We start from the raw sequence: 20715 nt of genomic DNA on the forward strand, positions 1-20715 counted from the left end.
ATGGCAGACTATCAGGGTAAAAAAGTGGTCATCATCGGGCTGGGCCTTACCGGCCTGTCCTGTGTTGATTTCTTTATGGCGCGTGGCGTAACGCCGCGCGTTATGGATACCCGCGTCTCGCCGCCAGGGCTGGACAAGCTGCCCGACAGCGTAGAGCGCCACCTGGGCGATTTGCATCAGGACTGGCTGCTGGCGGCGGATTTGATCGTCGCCAGCCCGGGCGTTGCGCTGGCCACTCCGGCGTTGAGCGCCGCAGCGCAAGCCGGGGTGGAAATCGTCGGCGACGTCGAGCTGTTCTGCCGCGAAGCCCAGGCGCCGATCGTGGCGATCACCGGTTCCAACGGCAAAAGCACCGTCACCACCCTGGTGGGCGAGATGGCGAAGGCGGCCGGCTGGGCGGTGGGCGTTGGCGGCAATATCGGCCTGCCGGCGTTGAGCCTGCTGCGCCAGGAATGCCGGCTGTACGTGCTGGAACTGTCGAGCTTCCAACTGGAAACCACCCATAGCCTGCGGGCGGCGGCGGCGACCATCCTGAACGTGACAGAAGATCATATGGATCGTTACCCGTTCGGCCTGCAGCAGTATCGCGGCGCCAAGCTGCGGGTGTACGAAAATGCCGAAGTGTGCGTGGTGAATGCGGATGACGCGCTGACCATGCCGGTGCGCGGTGCAGATGAACGCTGCGTCAGCTTCGGCGCAGACGTGGGCGATTATCACCTGAACCGTCAGCAGGGCGAAACCTGGCTGCGGGTGCGCGGTGAGAAAGTGCTGAATACCCGCGAGATGAAGCTAACCGGTCGGCATAACTACACCAACGCCCTGGCGGCGCTGGCGCTGGCCGACGCGGTGGATATCCCGCGCGCCTCCAGCCTGAAGGCGCTGACCACCTTTACCGGTCTGGCGCACCGCTTCCAGCTGGCGTGGGAGCACAACGGCGTGCGTTGGATCAACGACTCGAAAGCCACTAACGTCGGCAGCACCGAAGCGGCGCTGAACGGCCTGCAGGTGGACGGCACGCTGCATCTGCTGCTGGGCGGCGACGGCAAATCCGCCGATTTCTCGCCGCTGGCGCATTATCTGCAGGGCGACAGCGTGCGCCTGTACTGCTTCGGCCGTGACGGCGCCCAGCTGGCGCAGCTGCGGCCTGAAGCGGCGACCTTGACCGAGACCATGGAGCAGGCGATGCGCGTTATCGCCGGCCGGGTGCAGCCTGGCGATATGGTGCTGCTGTCGCCGGCGTGCGCCAGCCTCGATCAGTTCCGTAATTTTGAAGTGCGCGGCGACGAGTTCGCCCGCCTGGCACAGGAGCTTGGCGGATGAAACTACGCTTGCCGAATTTTGGGCTGACAGACCGGCTGAAAGACTGGGTGATGGGATCGCGCGACAACGATTCGGTCACCATGGTGCTGTACGATCGCACGCTGCTGTGGCTGACCTTTGGCCTGGCGATCGTCGGCTTCGTGATGGTGACCTCGGCCTCGATGCCGATCGGCCAGCGCCTGGCGGACGATCCTTTCCTGTTCGCCAAGCGTGACGCGCTGTATCTCGGGTTGGCCTTTGGCCTGTCGATGGTGACGCTGCGCATTCCGATGGAAGTCTGGCAGCGCTACAGCAACGTGATGCTGTTGATGTCGATCGTGATGCTGCTGATCGTGCTGGTCGTCGGCAGCTCGGTAAACGGCGCATCGCGCTGGATTGCGCTGGGGCCGTTGCGTATTCAGCCGGCGGAGCTGTCCAAGCTGTCGCTGTTCTGCTACCTGGCGAGCTATCTGGTGCGCAAGGTGGAAGAGGTGCGCAGCAATTTCTGGGGCTTCTGTAAGCCGATGGGCGTGATGGTGGTGCTGGCGGTGTTGCTGCTGGCCCAGCCGGACCTCGGCACCGTGGTGGTGCTGTTCATCACTACCCTGGCGATGCTGTTCCTGGCCGGCGCCAAAATGTGGCAGTTCCTGGCGATTATCGGCTCCGGCGCCTTTGCGGTAGTGCTGTTGATCATCGCGGAACCTTACCGTATGCGCCGCGTGACGTCGTTCTGGAACCCGTGGGCCGATCCGTTCGGCAGCGGCTACCAGCTGACCCAGTCGCTGATGGCGTTTGGCCGCGGCGAATTTTGGGGCCAGGGCCTCGGCAACTCGGTGCAGAAACTGGAGTATTTGCCGGAGGCGCACACCGACTTCATCTTCTCTATTTTGGGCGAAGAACTGGGCTATATCGGTGTGGTTTTAGCCTTGTTAATGGTATTCTTCGTCGCTTTTCGCGCGATGTCGATCGGCCGCCGCGCGCTGGAGATCGATCAGCGTTTTTCCGGCTTCCTGGCCTGCTCGATCGGCGTGTGGTTCAGCTTCCAGGCACTGGTTAACGTGGGGGCTGCCGCCGGCATGCTGCCGACCAAAGGTCTGACGCTGCCGCTGATCAGTTACGGCGGTTCGAGCCTGTTGATCATGTCGACGGCGATCGTGCTGTTGCTGCGTATTGATTATGAAACGCGTCTGGCCAAGGCCCAGGCGTTTGTGAAGAGGTAAGGGATGAGCGGGAAACCTAAGCGTTTAATGGTGATGGCAGGCGGTACCGGCGGGCATGTGTTCCCGGGGCTGGCGGTCGCGCATCATCTGATGGCGCAGGGCTGGCAGGTGCGCTGGCTTGGAACCGCAGACCGAATGGAAGCCGATCTGGTGCCGAAGCACGGGATCGAGATTGATTTTATCCGCATCTCCGGCCTGCGCGGCAAAGGGCTGAAGGCCCAGCTGAGCGCGCCGCTGCGCATTTGGAGCGCGGTGCGCCAGGCGAAGGCGATCATGCGCAATTTCCAGCCGGACGTGGTGCTGGGCATGGGCGGTTATGTTTCCGGCCCCGGCGGCCTGGCGGCCTGGCAGTGCGGTATCCCGGTGGTACTGCACGAGCAGAACGGCATCGCCGGCCTGACCAATCGCTGGCTGGCGCGCGTCGCCAAGACGGTATTGCAGGCCTTCCCCGGCGCGTTCCCGAACGCCGAGGTAGTGGGCAACCCGGTGCGCACCGACGTACTGGCCCTGCCGTTGCCGGCGGAGCGTCTGAACGGGCGTGAAGGCCCGATCCGCGTACTGGTCATTGGCGGAAGTCAGGGCGCGCGGGTGCTGAATCAGACAGTTCCTGAAGTCGCGGCGCGTTTGGGCGATAGAATTACGCTTTGGCATCAGGTAGGCAAGGGCGCACTGGATACGGTGCTGCGCGACTACGAGAGGGTAGGGCAGACGCAGCACAAGGTGACCGAGTTTATCGATGACATGGCCGCCGCCTACGCCTGGGCTGACGTAGTGGTATGTCGCTCCGGTGCGCTGACCGTCAGCGAAATCGCGGCGGCGGGCCTGCCGGCGATCTTCGTGCCGTTCCAGCACAAAGACCGTCAGCAATACTGGAACGCCCGTCCGCTGGAAGAAGCCGGCGCGGCGAAGATTATCGAACAGCCGCAGTTCAACGCCGATGCGGTGGCGGAACTGTTGGCGAGCTGGGACCGCCCGGCGCTGTTGGCGATGGCCGAAAAGGCGCGCGCGGTCGCCATCCCCGACGCGACCGAACGGGTGGCGGCGGAGCTGGTGCGGGTCGCCAAATAATATGCAGGGGCTCGGTATGCCGGGCCTGAATTGAAGAATTTGTAGGGGTCCGGCTACTCGGACCTGAATTAGAGAGACTGATGAATACACAACAACTGGCGAAACTACGTACTATAGTGCCCGAGATGCGACGCGTCCGGCACATTCACTTTGTCGGCATCGGTGGTGCCGGCATGGGTGGTATCGCCGAAGTGTTGGCTAACGAAGGTTATCAGATCAGCGGCTCAGACCTGGCGCCTAACCCGGTCACCCAGCAGCTGAGCGCGCTCGGGGCGACGATTTACTTCAATCACCGCCCGGAAAACGTGCTGGACGCAAGCGTGGTGGTGGTGTCTACCGCCATCTCCGCCGATAACCCGGAGATTGTCGCCGCCCGTGAAGCGCGCATCCCGGTGATCCGCCGCGCCGAAATGCTGGCCGAGCTGATGCGTTTCCGCCACGGCATCGCCGTCGCCGGCACGCACGGCAAGACCACCACCACGGCGATGGTGTCGAGCATTTATGCCGAAGCCGGCCTGGACCCGACCTTCGTCAACGGCGGGCTGGTGAAGGCGGCGGGTACCCACGCGCGTCTGGGTTCCAGCCGTTACCTGATTGCGGAAGCGGATGAGAGCGATGCGTCGTTCCTGCATCTGCAGCCGATGGTGGCGATTGTCACCAACATTGAAGCCGACCATATGGATACCTACCAGGGCGACTTCGAGAACCTGAAGCAGACCTTTATCAATTTCTTGCACAACCTGCCGTTCTACGGCCGCGCGGTGATGTGCGTCGACGATCCGGTGGTGCGCGAGCTGCTGCCGCGCGTGGGCCGCCATATCACCACCTACGGCTTCAGCGAAGATGCTGACGTGCGCATCGAGAGCTACAGCCAGGTTGGGCCGCAGGGGCACTTCACCCTGAGCCGTCAGGATAAACCTTTGTTGACGGTAACCCTGAACGCGCCGGGCCGCCACAATGCGTTGAACGCGGCGGCGGCGGTGGCGGTGGCGACTGAAGAAGGCATTGCCGACGAAGATATTTTACGCGCGCTGGCGGGCTTCCAGGGCACCGGGCGCCGCTTCGATTTCCTGGGCGAATTCCCGCTCGAGCCGGTCAACGGCAAAGCGGGCAGCGCGATGCTGGTGGACGATTACGGCCACCATCCAACGGAAGTGGACGCCACGCTGAAAGCGGCGCGCGCCGGCTGGCCGGACAAGCGCCTGGTGATGATTTTCCAGCCGCACCGCTACACCCGTACCCGCGATCTGTACGACGACTTCGCCAACGTGCTGTCGCAGGTGGATGTGTTGCTGATGCTCGACGTGTACGCCGCAGGCGAAGCGGCGATCCCGGGCGCGGACAGCCGCTCGCTGTGCCGCACCATCCGCAACCGCGGCAAGCTGGATCCGATTCTGGTTTCCGATGCCGATACCGTGCCGGAAACGTTGGCGCAGCTGCTGCAAGCCGAAGATCTGGTGCTGGTGCAGGGCGCCGGCAACGTGGGCAAAATCGCCCGCAAACTGGCTGAGCTGAAGCTGCAGCCGCAGAATAAAGAGGAGGCGCGTCATGACTGATAAAGTGGCCGTACTGTTGGGCGGCACCTCCGCTGAACGTGAAGTCTCGTTGCAATCCGGCACCGCAGTGTTGGCCGGGCTGCGCGAAGCAGGCATTGACGCGCACGGCGTCGACACCCGCGACTTCCCGGTAACTCAACTGAAAGAGCAGGGCTTCAGTAAGGTGTTTATTGCGCTGCACGGTCGCGGCGGCGAGGACGGCACCCTGCAGGGGCTGCTGGAATTCCTCGAGCTGCCTTATACCGGCAGCGGCGTGATGGCTTCGGCGCTGACCATGGACAAATGGCGCACCAAGATGGTGTGGCAGTCGATGGGCCTGCCGGTGGCGCCTTATGTGGCGCTGAATCGCCGGCAATACGCCGGCGGTGAGAAAGCCGCGCTGTTGGATCGCGTGGCGTCGCTGGGGCTGCCGGTGATCGTTAAGCCGAGCCGCGAAGGCTCCAGCGTCGGTATGAGTAAGGTCAGCGAAAGCGGCGCTCTCGAGGCGGCGTTGGAAGAAGCCTTCCGCCATGACGACGACGTGCTGGTGGAAAAGTGGCTGAGCGGGCCGGAATACACCGTAGCAATGCTGGGCGATCAGGTTCTGCCGTCGATCCGCATTCAGCCGGCCGGGGTGTTCTACGACTATCAGGCCAAGTACATTTCGGACGATACCCAATATTTCTGTCCGAGCGGCCTGAGCGCGGAGCAGGAAGCCGAGATGGCGGCGCTGGCGTTGCGCGCCTATCGCGGCCTGGACTGCAGCGGCTGGGGCCGCGTAGACGTGATGCAAGACAGCGATGGCAGCTTCTATCTGCTTGAGGTGAATACCTCTCCGGGCATGACCAGTCATAGCCTGGTGCCGATGGCGGCGCGCCAGTTTGGATTAAGCTTCTCGCAGCTGGTAGCGAGAATTTTGGAGTTGGCCGACTGATATGTCGCAAGCTGCCCTGAATGCGCGCGATCGCGAGGTGGACAATAACCCGCGCCGCAGCAATGGAACCCAATTGGCGGGAATGATCTTCCTGCTGATGGTGTTGGGAACGGTCCTGTGGAGCGGTTGGGCGGTGATTGGCTGGATGAAAGACGCCAGCCGCCTGCCGCTCTCGCGACTGGTAGTGACCGGGGAACGTCACTACACCACCAACGATGATATTCGTCAGGCGATTTTGGCGCTGGGCGCGCCGGGCACCTTCATGACGCAGGATGTCGATGTCATCCAGCAGCAGATTGAACGCCTGCCGTGGATCAAGCAGGCCAGCGTGCGCAAGCAGTGGCCGGATGAGCTGAAGATCCACCTGGTGGAGTATGTGCCGGTGGCGCGCTGGAATGATTTGCATATGGTGGATGCCGACGGCAAATCATTCAGCGTGCCGGCAGAGCGGGTAGGCAAACAGAAATTGCCGCTGCTTTATGGGCCGGAAGGCAGTGAACAGGACGTTCTGGAAGGCTATCGGACCATGAGCAGCATGTTGGCGGCCAGCAAATTTACGCTGAAAATGGCGGCGATGAGCGCCCGCCATTCCTGGCAGTTGGCTTTGGATAACGATGTTCGGCTGGAGCTGGGTCGTGACGACCGCGCCGGGCGTTTGCAGCGGTTTATCGAGCTTTATCCGGTATTGCTGCAGCAGGGCCAGGCGGAAAGCAAGCGCGTCAGCTACGTCGATTTGCGCTATGAATCCGGCGCTTCGGTAGGTTGGGCGCCGTTGCCCATCGAGCCGGCGGCTGGCGGTCAGCAAAACAGTAATCAGCAACAGAATCAGGCACAGGCAAAACAACAATGATCAAGTCGACGGACAGAAAACTGGTAGTTGGACTGGAGATCGGTACTGCAAAAGTCTCCGCATTGGTAGGGGAAGTTCTGCCCGATGGCATGGTCAACATTATCGGGGTGGGCAGTTGCCCGTCTCGCGGTATGGATAAGGGTGGCGTAAACGACCTGGAGTCGGTGGTGAAGTGCGTACAGCGCGCCATCGATCAGGCCGAGCTGATGGCGGATTGCCAGATTTCTTCGGTTTACCTCGCGTTATCGGGGAAACATATCAGCTGTCAGAACGAAATAGGGATGGTTCCTATTTCCGAAGAGGAAGTGACTCAGGAAGATGTGGAGAACGTGGTGCATACCGCTAAATCGGTACGCGTTCGCGACGAGCACCGCATCCTGCACGTTATCCCTCAGGAATACGCCATCGACTATCAGGAAGGCATCAAGAACCCGGTTGGGTTGTCCGGCGTGCGCATGCAGGCCAAGGTGCACCTGATCACCTGCCATAACGATATGGCGAAGAACATTGTCAAGGCCGTGGAACGCTGCGGCCTGAAGGTTGACCAACTTATTTTCGCCGGTCTGGCCGCCAGCTATGCGGTGTTGACCGAAGATGAACGCGAACTCGGCGTCTGCGTAGTGGACATCGGCGGCGGCACCATGGATATGGCGGTGTACACCGGCGGTGCGTTGCGCCACACCAAGGTTATCCCTTACGCCGGGAACGTGGTCACCAGCGATATCGCCTACGCCTTCGGCACGCCGCCGACAGACGCGGAAGCGATCAAGGTTCGGCACGGCTGTGCGCTTGGGTCGATTGTTAGCAAGGATGAGAGTGTAGAGGTGCCTAGCGTCGGGGGGCGTCCCCCGCGGAGTCTGCAAAGACAGACACTGGCTGAAGTTATTGAGCCACGCTACACCGAACTGTTGAATCTGGTTAACGATGAAATTTTGCAATTGCAGGAGCAACTGCGTCAGCAAGGGGTGAAGCACCATCTGGCAGCGGGTATCGTGCTGACCGGCGGCGCCGCCCAGATTGATGGCCTGGCAGCCTGTGCGCAACGGGTGTTCCACACCCAGGTACGCATCGGCCAACCCTTGAACATCACGGGTCTGACGGATTATGCGCAGGAGCCTTACTACTCTACGGCGGTAGGTCTGCTGCACTATGGAAAAGAGTCTCACCTGAGCGGTGAGGCAGAAGTAGAAAAACGCGCCTCGGTGGGCAATTGGTTTAAACGCATCAATAGCTGGCTGAGAAAAGAGTTTTAATGTTTCAACAAAGAGATCATGCTGAGTAATCTTTTTATGATCTCGCAGCGACAGGCACAAAACGGAGAGAAACTATGTTTGAACCAATGGAACTAACCAATGACGCGGTGATTAAAGTCATCGGCGTCGGCGGTGGCGGTGGCAACGCCGTTGAACACATGGTGCGCGAGCGCATCGAAGGTGTCGAATTCTTCGCCGTTAATACAGACGCTCAGGCGCTTCGTAAAACGGCAGTTGGCCAAACCATCCAGATTGGTAGCGGTATTACCAAAGGTCTGGGTGCGGGCGCGAACCCGGAAGTGGGTCGCAATTCAGCGGAAGAAGACCGTGAAGCCCTGCGCGCGGCGTTGGATGGCGCAGACATGGTCTTCATCGCAGCCGGCATGGGCGGCGGTACCGGTACCGGTGCGGCGCCGGTGGTGGCTGAAGTTGCCAAAGATCTGGGTATTCTGACAGTGGCCGTGGTTACCAAGCCTTTCAATTTCGAAGGCAAGAAACGCATGGCGTTCGCTGAGCAGGGTATCGCTGAGCTGTCCAAGCATGTGGACTCCCTGATCACTATCCCGAACGACAAACTGTTGAAAGTTCTGGGCCGCGGTATTTCTCTGCTGGACGCGTTCGGCGCGGCCAACGACGTGCTGAAAGGCGCGGTGCAGGGTATCGCCGAGCTGATCACCCGTCCGGGCCTGATGAACGTCGACTTCGCCGACGTGCGCACCGTGATGTCCGAAATGGGCTACGCGATGATGGGTTCCGGCATTGCCTGCGGTGAAGACCGCGCTGAAGAAGCGGCCGAAATGGCGATTTCCAGCCCACTGCTGGAAGACATCGACCTGTCCGGCGCGCGCGGCGTGCTGGTCAACATCACCGCCGGCTTCGACCTGCGTCTGGATGAGTTCGAAACCGTGGGTAACACCATTCGCGCCTTCGCTTCCGACAACGCCACCGTGGTTATCGGTACCTCGCTGGATCCGGAAATGAACGACGAACTGCGCGTAACCGTGGTTGCGACCGGTATCGGTATGGACAAGCGTCCTGAAATCACCCTGGTGACCAATAAGCAGGCCAGCCAGCCGGTGATGGATCACCGTTATCAGCAGCACGGCATGTCACCGCTGCCGCAGGAAGTGAAGCCTGCAGCCAAGGTGGTTAACGATCAAGCTGCGCAGCCGAATAAAGAGCCCGACTATCTTGATATTCCAGCCTTCTTGCGCAAGCAGGCGGACTAAGAATAACCTGAGAATTTGGAATCTCCGCTCTTTGTGCTAAACTGTCCCGCCGGCCCTGCTGTATGCTTGGCCGGTAGGATGGATAACATTGCGAGATAAAACGATGATCAAACAAAGGACATTAAAACGTATTGTTCAGGCGACTGGCGTCGGTTTGCATACCGGCAAAAAAGTCACGCTGACAATGCGCCCCGCGGCGGCTAATACCGGGGTCATCTATCGTCGCACTGACTTGAATCCACCGGTTGATTTTCCGGCTGATGCAAAATCCGTGCGTGATACCATGCTCTGTACTTGCCTGGTGAATGAGCATGACGTGCGTATTTCTACCGTTGAGCATCTCAACGCCGCACTGGCTGGGCTCGGCATCGACAACATCATCATTGAAGTTGACGCCGCCGAAATCCCAATCATGGACGGTAGTGCCAGTCCGTTCGTGTTCCTGTTGCTGGATGCCGGCATCGAGGAGCTGAACTCAGCGAAGAAATTCCTGCGTCTGAAAGACACCGTGCGTGTTGAAGATGGCGACAAGTGGGCCGAGCTGTCCCCGCATAACGGGTTCCGCCTGGACTTCACCATCGACTTCAATCACCCGGCTATCGACGCCAGTACGCAACGCTACCGTCTCGATTTCTCCGCCGACTCGTTCGTGCGCCAAATCAGCCGTGCGCGTACCTTCGGTTTCATGCGTGACATCGAATACCTGCAGTCCCGCGGTTTAGCCCTGGGCGGCAGCTTCGACTGCGCCATCGTGGTGGATGACTACCGCGTGCTGAACGAAGACGGTCTGCGTTTCGAAGACGAATTCGTGCGTCACAAAATGCTGGACGCCATCGGCGACCTGTTCATGTGCGGCCATAACATTATTGGCGCGTTCACCGCGTACAAGTCTGGCCATGCTCTGAACAACAAACTGCTGCAGGCCGTGCTGGCCAAGCAGGAGGCCTGGGAATACGTGACGTTCCAGGACGAAGCGGAAATGCCTCTGGCATTCAAGGCGCCGTCCACCGTATTGGCGTAAAGCCAGGACCCATTGCCTTCGGGATACCGGCAGGCGACAACCGATCCCCGAGAGCCTGGCTTGCCAGGCTCCGATGAACAGGTGTCGTCTGTGGGTCGCCTTGCAGATTAAGTGCCTTGTCGCTGGCTACTTATCACGACTGGTTGTGTTGGCACCCTCTCCGGCCAATGCCGCCAGTCGTTCCAATATCTTGCGCAGTTTCTCCGGGCTGCGGCTCGCCAAAACCTTCAGTTCTTCCGCGCTTTCTTGGCTCAAATGACGCAAAGGCGCCGTTTTTTCCGGCTTTTTCTCCGCATTCTGCAGTTGATTGCTGCCTTTCGCCATCAAGCCCGGATTAATCCTGATGTCGATCGACGACAATGATGGTAGAATTTGCGCTCGCAGTGCAGAGAGCAAGGCGGGCTGTTCGTAGCGCAAGCGCATCATCCAGCTGGCATTTGCCGTTTCTAGCACTAAAATACCCTGTCGGAAATTCGCGACGCGGCACCAGGGATGCAGTTGAGCGGGCAACAGGCCCTTCACTGCACGGTTAAGCTTGAGCAGCGCTACCGCGCGTTGCTGGACGTTATGCAGCGGCCCTTTGTCTGCTGCAGACGCGTCGTCGAACAGGACATCTAATAATTGTGGACGGCTATCGCGCATAATGGGCTCCGGCGGATTATAAACTCGTGATCGGTATTCTAAATCGTTGGCGACAATTTGGCAGACGTTATTTCTGGCCCCATCTCCTGTTAGGGATGGTTGCGGCCACGCTTGGCGCACCTTCAAATTTGTCCGGCGCACCCGATCAGGCCGCTCTGCCAAGCAGCTCGTCCAGCCTTAACCGGCAAAATTCAGCCAGCAGCGCCTTTAACAGCCTGGCGTTGCTGCAGGAAGCGCACCGTCGCCCGACCTTCAGCGTCGACTACTGGCAACAGCATGCGCTTCGCACCGTCATTCGTCACCTTTCTTTCGCGCTGGCGCCGCAGGCGGTCTATGCGCGGGTGCAGGAGAGCGAAACCGAAGCGGCAGAACCTCCGTTGCAGGTGGCGCAGCTGGCGTTGCTTTCCACCCTCAACGCGCTGCTGACGCACGAGCCGAAGCCGCCGACCATCATTCGTCATACCCATCTCGAGGTGCTGCCTGCGCTGGCGCAGCATCAGACCGGCCTATGGCTGGCGCAGGTTCAGGGCATCCGCGCCGGGCCTGCCGCACTCAGCTGACCTAGCCCGCCGGGCGAAAAAAACCGATAAAACAACAGCAAGTTGACTGCCGTTTTGGCCGTCACGACAGAGATATCAAACATCATGTTAGTGAAATTATTAACCAAAGTTTTTGGTAGCCGTAACGATCGTACGCTGCGCCGCATGCGCAAAGTGGTTGAGCAAATCAACCAGATGGAACCGGACATGGAAAAACTGTCCGACGATGAACTGAAAGCCAAAACCAACGAATTCCGCGCGCGCCTGGAAAAAGGCGAGGTGCTGGAAAGCCTGATCCCGGAAGCCTTCGCCGTGGTGCGTGAGGCGAGCAAGCGCGTGTTCGGCATGCGCCACTTCGACGTGCAGCTGTTGGGCGGTATGGTGCTGAACGACCGCTGCATCGCCGAGATGCGTACCGGTGAAGGTAAGACCCTGACCGCGACTCTGCCTGCCTACCTGAACGCCCTGAGCGGCCGCGGCGTGCACGTGGTTACCGTCAACGACTATCTGGCGCAGCGCGACGCCGAAAACAACCGCCCGCTGTTCGAGTTCCTCGGCCTGAGCATTGGCATCAACCTGCCGGGCATGCCTGCGCCGGCCAAGCGCGAAGCTTACGCTGCGGACATCACCTACGGCACCAACAACGAATACGGTTTCGACTACCTGCGCGACAACATGGCGTTCAGCCCGGAAGAGCGGGTTCAGCGCAAGCTGCACTATGCGCTGGTGGATGAGGTGGACTCCATCCTGATCGATGAAGCCCGTACTCCGTTGATCATCTCAGGCCCGGCTGAAGACAGCTCCGAGATGTACATCAAGGTCAACAAGCTGATCCCTAAACTGATCCGCCAGGAAAAAGAAGACTCCGACTCCTTCCAGGGCGAAGGCCACTTCTCGGTGGACGAGAAGGCGCGCCAGGTGCACCTGACCGAACGCGGTCTGATCCTGATCGAAGAAATGCTGGTTGACGCCGGCATCATGGAAGAAGGCGAGTCTCTGTACTCCCCGACCAACATCATGCTGATGCACCACGTGACTGCCGCTCTGCGCGCTCACGTGCTGTTCACCCGCGACGTCGACTACATCGTGAAAGACGGTGAAGTGATCATCGTCGACGAACACACCGGCCGTACCATGCAGGGCCGCCGCTGGTCCGACGGTTTGCACCAGGCGGTGGAAGCCAAAGAGGGCGTGGAGATCCAGAACGAGAACCAGACGCTGGCCTCGATCACCTTCCAGAACTACTTCCGCCTGTACGAGAAGCTGGCGGGCATGACCGGTACCGCCGACACCGAAGCCTTCGAATTCAGCTCTATCTACAAGCTGGATACCATCGTGGTGCCGACCAACCGCCCAATGATCCGTAAAGACATGCCGGATCTGGTCTACATGACCGAGCTGGAGAAAATTGGCGCGATCATCGAAGACATCCGTGAGCGCACCGCCAACGGCCAGCCGGTGCTGGTGGGCACCATCTCGATCGAGAAATCCGAGGTGGTTTCCCGCGAGCTGACCAAAGCGGGTATCGATCACAAGGTGCTGAATGCCAAATTCCACGCCATGGAGGCGGACATCGTCGCCCAGGCCGGCCAGAGCGGCGCGGTAACCATCGCCACCAACATGGCGGGCCGTGGTACCGATATCGTGCTGGGCGGCAGCTGGCAGGCTGAGGTCGCTCAGTTGGAAGAGCCGACCGAAGAGCAAGTCGCCGCCATCAAGGATGCCTGGAAAGTGCGCCACGATGCGGTGCTGGCGGCGGGCGGCCTGCACATCATCGGTACCGAGCGCCATGAGTCACGCCGTATCGACAACCAGCTGCGCGGCCGTTCCGGTCGTCAGGGCGACGCCGGTTCATCCCGCTTCTACCTGTCGATGGAAGATGCCCTGATGCGTATCTTCGCGTCGGATCGCGTATCCGGCATGATGCGCAAACTGGGCATGAAAGAAGGCGAAGCGATTGAGCACCCATGGGTGACCAAGGCGATCGCCAACGCCCAGCGCAAGGTGGAAAGCCGCAACTTCGACATTCGTAAGCAGCTGCTGGAATACGACGATGTGGCCAACGATCAGCGCCGCGCCATCTACAGCCAGCGTAACGAACTGCTGGACGTGTCTGACGTGAGCGAAACCATCGCCAGCATCCGTGAAGACGTGTTCAAGAGCACCATCGACAACTACATCACCCCGCAGTCGCTGGAAGAAGAGTGGGACATTCAGGGGCTGGAAGAGCGCCTGAAGAACGATTTCGACCTGGAGATGCCGATCGCCGAGTGGCTGGACAAAGAGCCGGAGCTGCACGAAGAGACGCTGCGCGAGCGCATTCTGGAGAACGCCAAGGCGCAGTACCTGCTTAAAGAAGAAGTGGTTGGCAGCGACATGATGCGCAACTTCGAGAAAGGCGTGATGCTGCAAACGCTGGACTCCCTGTGGAAAGAGCACCTGGCGGCGATGGACTACCTGCGCCAGGGCATCCACCTGCGCGGTTATGCGCAGAAGGATCCTAAGCAGGAGTACAAGCGCGAATCCTTCAATATGTTCGCCACCATGCTCGAGTCGCTGAAATACGAAGTGATCAGCGTGCTGAGCAAGGTGCAGGTGCGGATGCCGGAAGAGGTTGAAGCGCTGGAACAGCAGCGTCGCGAAGAAGCCGAGCGCCTGGCGCAGCAGCAACAGCTGAGCCATTACGAAGAGAACGCGCTGGTTACCGAAGATCCTAACGCACCGGCCAGCGCCGAGCGGAAAGTGGGCCGCAACGATCCTTGCCCGTGCGGTTCCGGCAAGAAATACAAACAGTGCCACGGCCGCCTGCAGAAGTAAGCTGAGTCGGGTTTAACGGGTTACATCAGGGGTTCAGCGTGCTGAACCCCTGCTTTTTGGCACCAATCAGGAGGGTGTGATGAAACATCTGAACATCGCCGTGGGCATTATTCGTAACGATCGGCAGGAGATCTTTATTACCCGCCGCGCCGCCGATTCACATATGGCGGGTTTTTGGGAGTTTCCCGGCGGTAAAATCGAGCAGGGCGAAACGCCGGAGCAGGCGCTGAGCCGCGAGCTGCGCGAAGAGACCGGCATCGAAACCGAACGCGCAACGCTGCTGGAGGTGCTGGAGCATCGCTTTAGCGACCGCATCGTCACGCTGAATTTCTATCTGGTGGAAGCCTGGCAGGGCGAGCCGTTCGGCCGCGAAGGCCAGCCGATGCGCTGGGTGAAGCAGGCGGATTTGCGAGAGGAAGAGTTCCCCGAGGCCAATATCAGCATTATCAAACTGCTGGTGCAGCAGGCCAACGCCGCGCAATAACACCAAAGGCCCGGCGGCGCCGGGCCGTCATTCGGCGATCAGCGGTCGTCGTCCGCTTCGCTCCAGTCATCGCTTTCCGACAGTTCGTTGTTGCTCGGAATGCGCTTCTCTTCATCGGCCCACTCGCCGAGATCGATCAGCTGGCAGCGCTTGCTGCAGAACGGGCGGAACGGGCTCACTTCTCCCCACACCACGCCTTTGCCACAGGTTGGGCATTTCACTACGGTCGTCATAACGGTTCCTTACGCCCTTTCATCTCTGACAGGGTTATTATTTCAAATGATTGTTCAACAACAGGCCAGTTCGAACGTCAGGCGTTCCGGCACCACGCCGCGCTCGCTGTCCAGCGGCAGGAAACGAATGGCATAGCGCGTTTTATGACCGGAAATCTGCGGATACAGCTGCGGCGCCAGGCTGATGCGCAGGCGCAGCAGATCGGCCCCTTCGGCGTTATCCTGGAAAAATCCGTTCAGGCTTATCTGGTTGCGGAACGGCCCCGACTGGCGGATCAGGTCCAGCACCATGGTCAGCGCCTGATTCAAAGGCTCCAGCGTCTGCAGCCATTCGACGACGTCGGCGTCGCGCTCCTGCTGTGGCGCGTGCATCCACATGTGCAGCGTCGGCAAATCGAAGCTGCAGCAACCGCCGGGAATGCTCAACCGCTGGCGGACCAGGCTAATCAGCCGGTCTTCGCGCAGCGCCTGGCCAAGACGCGGCGCCGACATCAGGGCGGAAGAACGCCCCTTCAGTTGGCTGCGCAATTGTTCGATCAGCGACATATCCACACCCGGCACATCGGCCCAGGCTAAAAGCTTCTGCTGTTGGCGCTCCAGCTCCTTCAGCAGTTCGGTGCGTACTTCGCCGCGTTCCAGCACGTCCAGCAGATCGGAAACGGTACGGAAGAAGGTCAGGGCGATGGCGGTTTCGCTCAGGGCGCGCTGGCCGTACAGCTGCTGAAGTAAAAATTCGATGCGCAGCCAGGTGCGCATTTTTTCATTCAGTGGATGTTCAAAGAGAACGCTTGGGGAAACATCACTCATGCAGTTTAATCCTGTTGGGTCGCTGATGCCGCCAGTTCGAGGTAGCGGCGATGCAGTGCGGCGACCAATGGCTCTATCCCCTGAGCGGCGCCGCTATTGTCAATGATGTCATCCGCCACGGCCAAACGCTGCTCGCGCGTGGCCTGGGCGGCAAGAATGTTTTGCGCCTGCTGGCGGCTGATGCCGTCGCGCGCCAGGGTTCGGGCCAACTGGGTTTCAACCTCGACGTCGACAACCAGCACCCGATCGGCGCGATGCTGCAGGCCGTTTTCCACCAGCAGCGGCACTACCCACAGCGCATAAGGGCTGGTGGCCTGCGCCAGCTGACGTTGGGTTTCCTGATGGATCAGCGGATGCAGTAATTGGTTCAGCCAGGTTTTATCATCAGGCTGGCTGAAGATTCGCTGGCGCAGCGCCGCGCGGTTTAAGCCACCGTCCGCCAGCAACATTTCATTACCAAAACGTTCGGCGATCGCGGCCAGGGCAGGGGTGCCCGGCTCGACAACCTGACGGGCAATCACGTCTGCGTCGACAACGGCAGCGCCGTGGCGCGCAAAGGCTTCCGCTACGGTCGACTTGCCGCTGCCGATACCGCCGGTCAACGCAACAATGTAGGCCATGGTGTTAGGTGCACCCGATATTCATAAAAAAATAATAGACGAATCATAAAGCGATCGCGCAGAAGTGCAAGTCGACAGGGTCGCTTGCCCGATGGCCTGCGTGATGCGGCGATAAAAAGCGCAGCCGAAAAGGGAAAGTGAGCGAGAGGTCACACTGCGGTTTCGCAGGTAAATTTGTCGGATTGTAGCGCAAATAATCGAGAATTCGCAGTCTTGTCCGGCGATTATTAGCGCGTATGATAACGTCACTGGAACTGGCATTACTCTACCCGTCGCCTTTCAAGCCGCAGCGTTGGCCCACCCCGGTCACTTACTGATGTAAGCTCCTGGGGATGAGCGCTCTGGTCGCCTGGCCGCAACTTGAAATTCGTCGGGTATAGGCTCGAATATTCTCCTGCGATCCGTCGCCATAAACCAGGAAATCATTAGTCATGCGTATTGAAGAAGATTTGAAGTTAGGCTTTAAAGATGTGCTGATCCGTCCTAAGCGTTCCACGCTGAAAAGCCGTTCTGAAGTTGAGCTGGAACGTCAGTTCACCTTTAAACATTCCGGCTGCAGCTGGTCCGGCGTGCCGGTTATCGCCGCCAATATGGACACCGTCGGCACCTTCCGCATGGCAGAGGCCCTGGCTTCCTTCGACGTTCTCACCGCGGTGCACAAACATTACAGCGTCGAACAATGGGCGGCTTTCGTACAGCGCGCGCCAGAGTCGGTGCTGCGTCACGTCATGGTTTCCACCGGCACCTCCGAAGCCGATTTCGCCAAGATGAAGCAAATTCTGGCGCTCTCCCCGGCATTGAAGTTTATCTGTATCGACGTGGCCAACGGTTACTCGGAGCACTTCGTCGCCTTCTTGCAGAAGGCGCGCGAGGCATGCCCAAATCATGTGATTTGCGCGGGCAACGTGGTCACCGGCGAAATGGTGGAAGAGCTGATCCTGTCCGGCGCAGACATCGTTAAAGTCGGCATCGGCCCCGGTTCGGTGTGCACCACCCGGGTAAAAACCGGCGTGGGCTATCCGCAACTGTCTGCGGTGATCGAGTGTGCGGATGCGGCGCACGGCCTGGGCGGCCAGATTGTCAGCGACGGCGGTTGTTCCGTGCCGGGCGACGTGGCGAAAGCCTTTGGCGGCGGCGCCGACTTCGTGATGCTGGGCGGCATGCTGGCCGGCCACGACGAATGTGAAGGCACGGTGGTGGAGGAGAACGGCGAAAAGTTCATGCTGTTTTACGGTATGAGCTCCGAGTCGGCGATGAAGCGTCACGTTGGCGGCGTTGCCGAATACCGGGCGGCTGAAGGTAAAACCGTCAAGCTGCCGCTGCGCGGCGAAGTTGAGTTCACCGTGCGCGACATCCTCGGCGGCCTGCGTTCCGCCTGCACCTACGTTGGTGCAGAACGCCTGAAGGAACTGACCAAGCGCACTACCTTTATCCGCGTGGCGGAGCAGGAAAACCGCGTCTTCGGCGCGAAATAACCCCGCGTTCCGGGCGCAGCAGGCTGCGCCCGTTATCTCACCGTTTATCCCAATACGTTCCCCAACTGAAAGATCGGCAGATACATGGCAATCACCAGCGCGCCGACGATCCCGCCAACCACCAACATCAGCAGCGGCTCCAGCGTTTGCGCCAGCGTATCGGCCAGCTCCAGCGTCTGCTGCTCATGCCATTGCGCCAGCTTGTCGAGCAGGCTGTCCAGCGAACCGGATTCCTCCCCCACTCGCACCAGTTGCCGGCACAGAGCGGGGAACAGCGGCTGTTGGCTCAAGGCATGATGGAAAGTTTCTCCTTGGGAAATCTGGTGTTGCACTTGTTCGAGCGCCTGCCGATAAAACAGGTTATCCACCGCCATTGCCGCGGCGCTCAAGCCGTCGACCAGCGTCAGGCCCGCCTGCTGGGTCATGGCCAGAATGCGAAATATTTGGCTTAACGCGCTGCCTTCGATCAGGCGGGCGATCAACGGCAGGCGTAGCTGTGCCGCCTGTTCGCGGCGGCGCCACTGCGTCTGCGGATGCAGCCAACGGCAGTAGCCGAAAATCAGGCCGCCCAGCAGCAAGGCAAGATAAGGCCCTGTGCCGATCAGCAGGGCGGAGAGGTGCAGCAGCCCTTGGGTAAACCAGGGCAGCGGCGCGTCGAACGACTGATAAACCCCGGCAAATTCCGGCAGCACCATCACCAGCATCAACACGCTGACCAGCAGCGCCACCGCGCAGATAAATAGGGGGTAACGCAGCGCCTTGACGACCTTGCTGTGCAGTTTTTGCCGGGATTCTTGCTGTTGCGCCAGCAGCAGGCAGCAACGTTCCAGGTTGCCGGTCAGCTCGCCAATGGCGATCAGCGGGCGGTAGATCTGCGGGAAGACGGCCCGCTGTTCGGCGACGGCTTCTGAAAAGGGTTGCCCCTGGCGCACTCGTTCCCCCAGTTGCCGCAGCAGGCAGCGCCAGGCGGCTGCCGGGTGTTCCGTGGCCAGCAGCTGCAGCGCGTTAACCAGCGGCAGGCCAGCCTGCAGCAGAGTGGCCAACTGGCGGGTGAAGTGAATCAGAGGTTCGCCGCGCCATTGGCCGTGGGGGATGCGTTTGCCGCGCTTTATCTGGCAAGGTTGCAGGCCCTGTTCGATAAGCTGCCGGCTGACCCGGCTTTTTTCGCTGCTCATCAGTTCGCCATGACGTATCTCTCCCTCTGCATCTATGGCTCGCCAGAGGAAAAGGCGACGGACCATCACTGCCGCTCCCCGCCACAGGCGGTAATATCCACCACGCGGTACAGCTCTTCAAGCGAAGTGACGCCTGCGGCAACCAGCGCCAACCCGGCCTGCAGCAGCGTTATCTGCCCCTGTTGGCGGGCGATATCCGCCAGTTGGCCCGGCGTGGCGTTCTGCAGCAGGCCGGCCTGCACTTCAGGGGTGACCGCCAGCAGCTCGTAAACGCCTATCCTGCCGTAGTAGCCGCTGAAGCAGTGTTCGCAGCCGTCGGCGCGCCAGGCGGTCAACGGCTCCGGCCAGATCGCCGCAGGGAACTGCGTCGGCCGGCTCTGCTGATAGCGGCAATGCTCGCACAACCGGCGCACCAGCCGCTGGGCGATCACCAGTTTGAGGCAGGCGGCGATCAGGTAACCGGGAATGCCCATGTGCGTCAGGCGCGTCAGGGTTTCACCGGTAGAGTTGGTGTGCAGCGTCGACAGCACCAGGTGGCCGGTCTGGGCGGCCTTGACGGCGATCTCTGCGGTTTCCTGGTCGCGTATCTCGCCGATCATGATAACGTCCGGATCCTGGCGCAGCAGCGCACGCAGCACTTTCGAGAAGCTCAGCTCGGTTTTGGCGTTCACCTGGGTTTGATTGACGCCAAATAAGGGGATTTCGATCGGATCCTCGACGCTGCACAGATTGCTCTGCGCGTCGTTCAACTGGCGCAGGCCGCTGTACAGCGTTACCGTTTTGCCGCTGCCGGTTGGGCCGGTCACCAGGATCATCCCTTGCGGGCTGGCCAGCGCCGCCGCATAGCTACCCAGCGCCGCCCGGCTCATGCCCAACCCTTCCAGCGGCAGCTCCTGCCGCTCGGTTTGCAAAATGCGCAGCACGACTTTTTCGCCGTGCAGCGTCGGCAATGTGGCGATGCGCATCGAATAGCGGGCGTTATCCAACCAGAGGCTGAGCTGCCCGTCCTGCGGCAGCCGGCGCTCTGCGATGTCCAGTTGCCCCATAATCTTCAGCCTGGCGCTCAGTCGCGCCGCCAACTCGGCCGGCGGCGAGGCGATGGCCTGCAGCACGCCGTCAATGCGCAATCGCACGCGAAACCGCTGCTGATAAGGCTCAAAGTGCACGTCCGAGGCGCGGCGCTGAATGGCCATGCGCAACGTCTGGTTGATAAACTGCACCACCGGCGTATCGCTCGCGTCGTCCAGAGACGCGGCAGCGGGCGCCCGCTCTGCGGCGGCCAGCGGTGGCGTTTCCGCCTGCAGATAACGCTGATTCAGCGCCAGCTCCAGCCGGGCCGCCGGCCATTGCTCCAGGTGGATGCGCTTCCCCGTGGCGAAGCGCAGCGCCGCCAGCAGTTCCTGAGGGGCTTCCTCGCTGAGCGCCACCGTCAGGGTGGTGTGATCTTCATTAAGCGCCAGGGTTTGGTAGCGGCGACACAGGTTGTGAACTTCTTCGCTGATCGCTTCAATCAT

Annotated in this window: 19 protein-coding genes; 13 read left to right on the top strand and 6 right to left on the bottom strand. The window is 60.5% G+C overall.

The window, feature by feature from the left end:
- The 9 genes from murD (at position 1) to lpxC (ending at position 10409) form a co-directional block, all read left to right on the top strand.
- Entirely contained in the window at positions 1-1320 is a 1320-nt protein-coding gene (gene murD / locus KHA73_RS03335) for a UDP-N-acetylmuramoyl-L-alanine--D-glutamate ligase (protein WP_234588856.1), read from the top strand.
- Positions 1317-2519 carry a cell division protein FtsW gene (ftsW, locus tag KHA73_RS03340; protein WP_234588858.1) on the top strand — a complete coding sequence of 401 codons (1203 nt, stop codon included), beginning with the start codon at positions 1317-1319 and terminating at the stop codon, positions 2517-2519. Before murD ends, ftsW begins: the two co-directional genes overlap by 4 nt.
- A 3-nt stretch (positions 2520-2522) precedes the next feature.
- Complete coding sequence (murG, locus tag KHA73_RS03345; protein ID WP_234588860.1) at positions 2523-3587, top strand: undecaprenyldiphospho-muramoylpentapeptide beta-N-acetylglucosaminyltransferase; 1065 nt, start codon at positions 2523-2525, stop codon at positions 3585-3587.
- Positions 3588-3667: 80 nt separating this feature from the next.
- Positions 3668-5143: a UDP-N-acetylmuramate--L-alanine ligase gene (gene murC / locus KHA73_RS03350; protein ID WP_234588862.1), complete on the top strand. Its 1476-nt coding sequence runs from the start codon at positions 3668-3670 to the stop codon at positions 5141-5143.
- Positions 5136-6056 carry a D-alanine--D-alanine ligase gene (locus KHA73_RS03355; protein ID WP_234588864.1) on the top strand — a complete coding sequence of 307 codons (921 nt, stop codon included), beginning with the start codon at positions 5136-5138 and terminating at the stop codon, positions 6054-6056. Before murC ends, KHA73_RS03355 begins: the two co-directional genes overlap by 8 nt.
- Position 6057: 1 nt before the next feature.
- Complete coding sequence (gene ftsQ, locus KHA73_RS03360; protein WP_234588866.1) at positions 6058-6906, top strand: cell division protein FtsQ; 849 nt, start codon at positions 6058-6060, stop codon at positions 6904-6906.
- The gene (gene ftsA / locus KHA73_RS03365; RefSeq protein ID WP_004950148.1) at positions 6903-8159 is read left to right on the top strand and encodes a cell division protein FtsA; all 1257 of its coding nucleotides are present in this window, start codon (positions 6903-6905) and stop codon (positions 8157-8159) included. Before ftsQ ends, ftsA begins: the two co-directional genes overlap by 4 nt.
- A gap of 74 nt (positions 8160-8233) precedes the next feature.
- On the top strand, positions 8234-9388 hold the full coding sequence (ftsZ, locus tag KHA73_RS03370) for a cell division protein FtsZ (RefSeq protein ID WP_061794968.1): 1155 nt from the start codon (positions 8234-8236) through the stop codon (positions 9386-9388).
- A gap of 103 nt (positions 9389-9491) precedes the next feature.
- The gene (lpxC, locus tag KHA73_RS03375; RefSeq protein ID WP_234588868.1) at positions 9492-10409 is read left to right on the top strand and encodes a UDP-3-O-acyl-N-acetylglucosamine deacetylase; all 918 of its coding nucleotides are present in this window, start codon (positions 9492-9494) and stop codon (positions 10407-10409) included.
- A gap of 126 nt (positions 10410-10535) precedes the next feature.
- Here the strand turns inward: lpxC and KHA73_RS03380 are convergent, their stop codons facing one another.
- Positions 10536-11051 (bottom strand): DUF721 domain-containing protein, encoded by a 516-nt coding sequence (locus KHA73_RS03380; protein WP_234588870.1) that lies wholly within the window; start codon positions 11049-11051, stop codon positions 10536-10538.
- A gap of 26 nt (positions 11052-11077) precedes the next feature.
- Between KHA73_RS03380 and secM the strand changes: the two genes are divergently transcribed.
- The 3 genes from secM (at position 11078) to mutT (ending at position 14891) form a co-directional block, all read left to right on the top strand.
- Entirely contained in the window at positions 11078-11611 is a 534-nt protein-coding gene (gene secM, locus KHA73_RS03385) for a secA translation cis-regulator SecM (protein WP_234588871.1), read from the top strand.
- Positions 11612-11695: 84 nt separating this feature from the next.
- A complete protein-coding gene (gene secA / locus KHA73_RS03390; RefSeq protein ID WP_234588888.1) occupies positions 11696-14407 on the top strand; it encodes a preprotein translocase subunit SecA in 2712 nt (903 codons plus the stop codon).
- 79 nt (positions 14408-14486) lie between these two features.
- Positions 14487-14891, top strand: a complete 405-nt coding sequence (mutT, locus tag KHA73_RS03395) for an 8-oxo-dGTP diphosphatase MutT (protein ID WP_234588890.1) — start codon at positions 14487-14489, stop codon at positions 14889-14891.
- 38 nt (positions 14892-14929) lie between these two features.
- Here the strand turns inward: mutT and yacG are convergent, their stop codons facing one another.
- From yacG to coaE, 3 genes are read right to left on the bottom strand one after another with little or no spacing between them, the layout of a single operon-like run.
- A complete protein-coding gene (gene yacG / locus KHA73_RS03400; RefSeq protein WP_234588892.1) occupies positions 14930-15124 on the bottom strand; it encodes a DNA gyrase inhibitor YacG in 195 nt (64 codons plus the stop codon).
- Between the two features lie 54 nt (positions 15125-15178).
- The gene (gene zapD / locus KHA73_RS03405) at positions 15179-15931 is read right to left on the bottom strand and encodes a cell division protein ZapD (RefSeq protein WP_234588894.1); all 753 of its coding nucleotides are present in this window, start codon (positions 15929-15931) and stop codon (positions 15179-15181) included.
- Between the two features lie 5 nt (positions 15932-15936).
- Positions 15937-16551 (bottom strand): dephospho-CoA kinase, encoded by a 615-nt coding sequence (gene coaE, locus KHA73_RS03410; protein ID WP_234588896.1) that lies wholly within the window; start codon positions 16549-16551, stop codon positions 15937-15939.
- Between the two features lie 431 nt (positions 16552-16982).
- Between coaE and KHA73_RS03415 the strand changes: the two genes are divergently transcribed.
- Positions 16983-18026, top strand: a complete 1044-nt coding sequence (locus KHA73_RS03415; protein WP_234588898.1) for a GMP reductase — start codon at positions 16983-16985, stop codon at positions 18024-18026.
- A gap of 44 nt (positions 18027-18070) precedes the next feature.
- On the opposite strand, the gene hofC is transcribed toward KHA73_RS03415, so the two are convergent.
- Positions 18071-19270: a protein transport protein HofC gene (hofC, locus tag KHA73_RS03420; RefSeq protein WP_234588900.1), complete on the bottom strand. Its 1200-nt coding sequence runs from the start codon at positions 19268-19270 to the stop codon at positions 18071-18073.
- Positions 19267-20715 carry a type II secretion system protein GspE gene (gene gspE / locus KHA73_RS03425; RefSeq protein ID WP_234588901.1) on the bottom strand — a complete coding sequence of 483 codons (1449 nt, stop codon included), beginning with the start codon at positions 20713-20715 and terminating at the stop codon, positions 19267-19269. The genes hofC and gspE overlap by 4 nt, the downstream gene beginning before the upstream one ends.

It is taken from the genome of Serratia entomophila (assembly GCF_021462285.1).
Taxonomy (GTDB): domain Bacteria; phylum Pseudomonadota; class Gammaproteobacteria; order Enterobacterales; family Enterobacteriaceae; genus Serratia; species Serratia entomophila.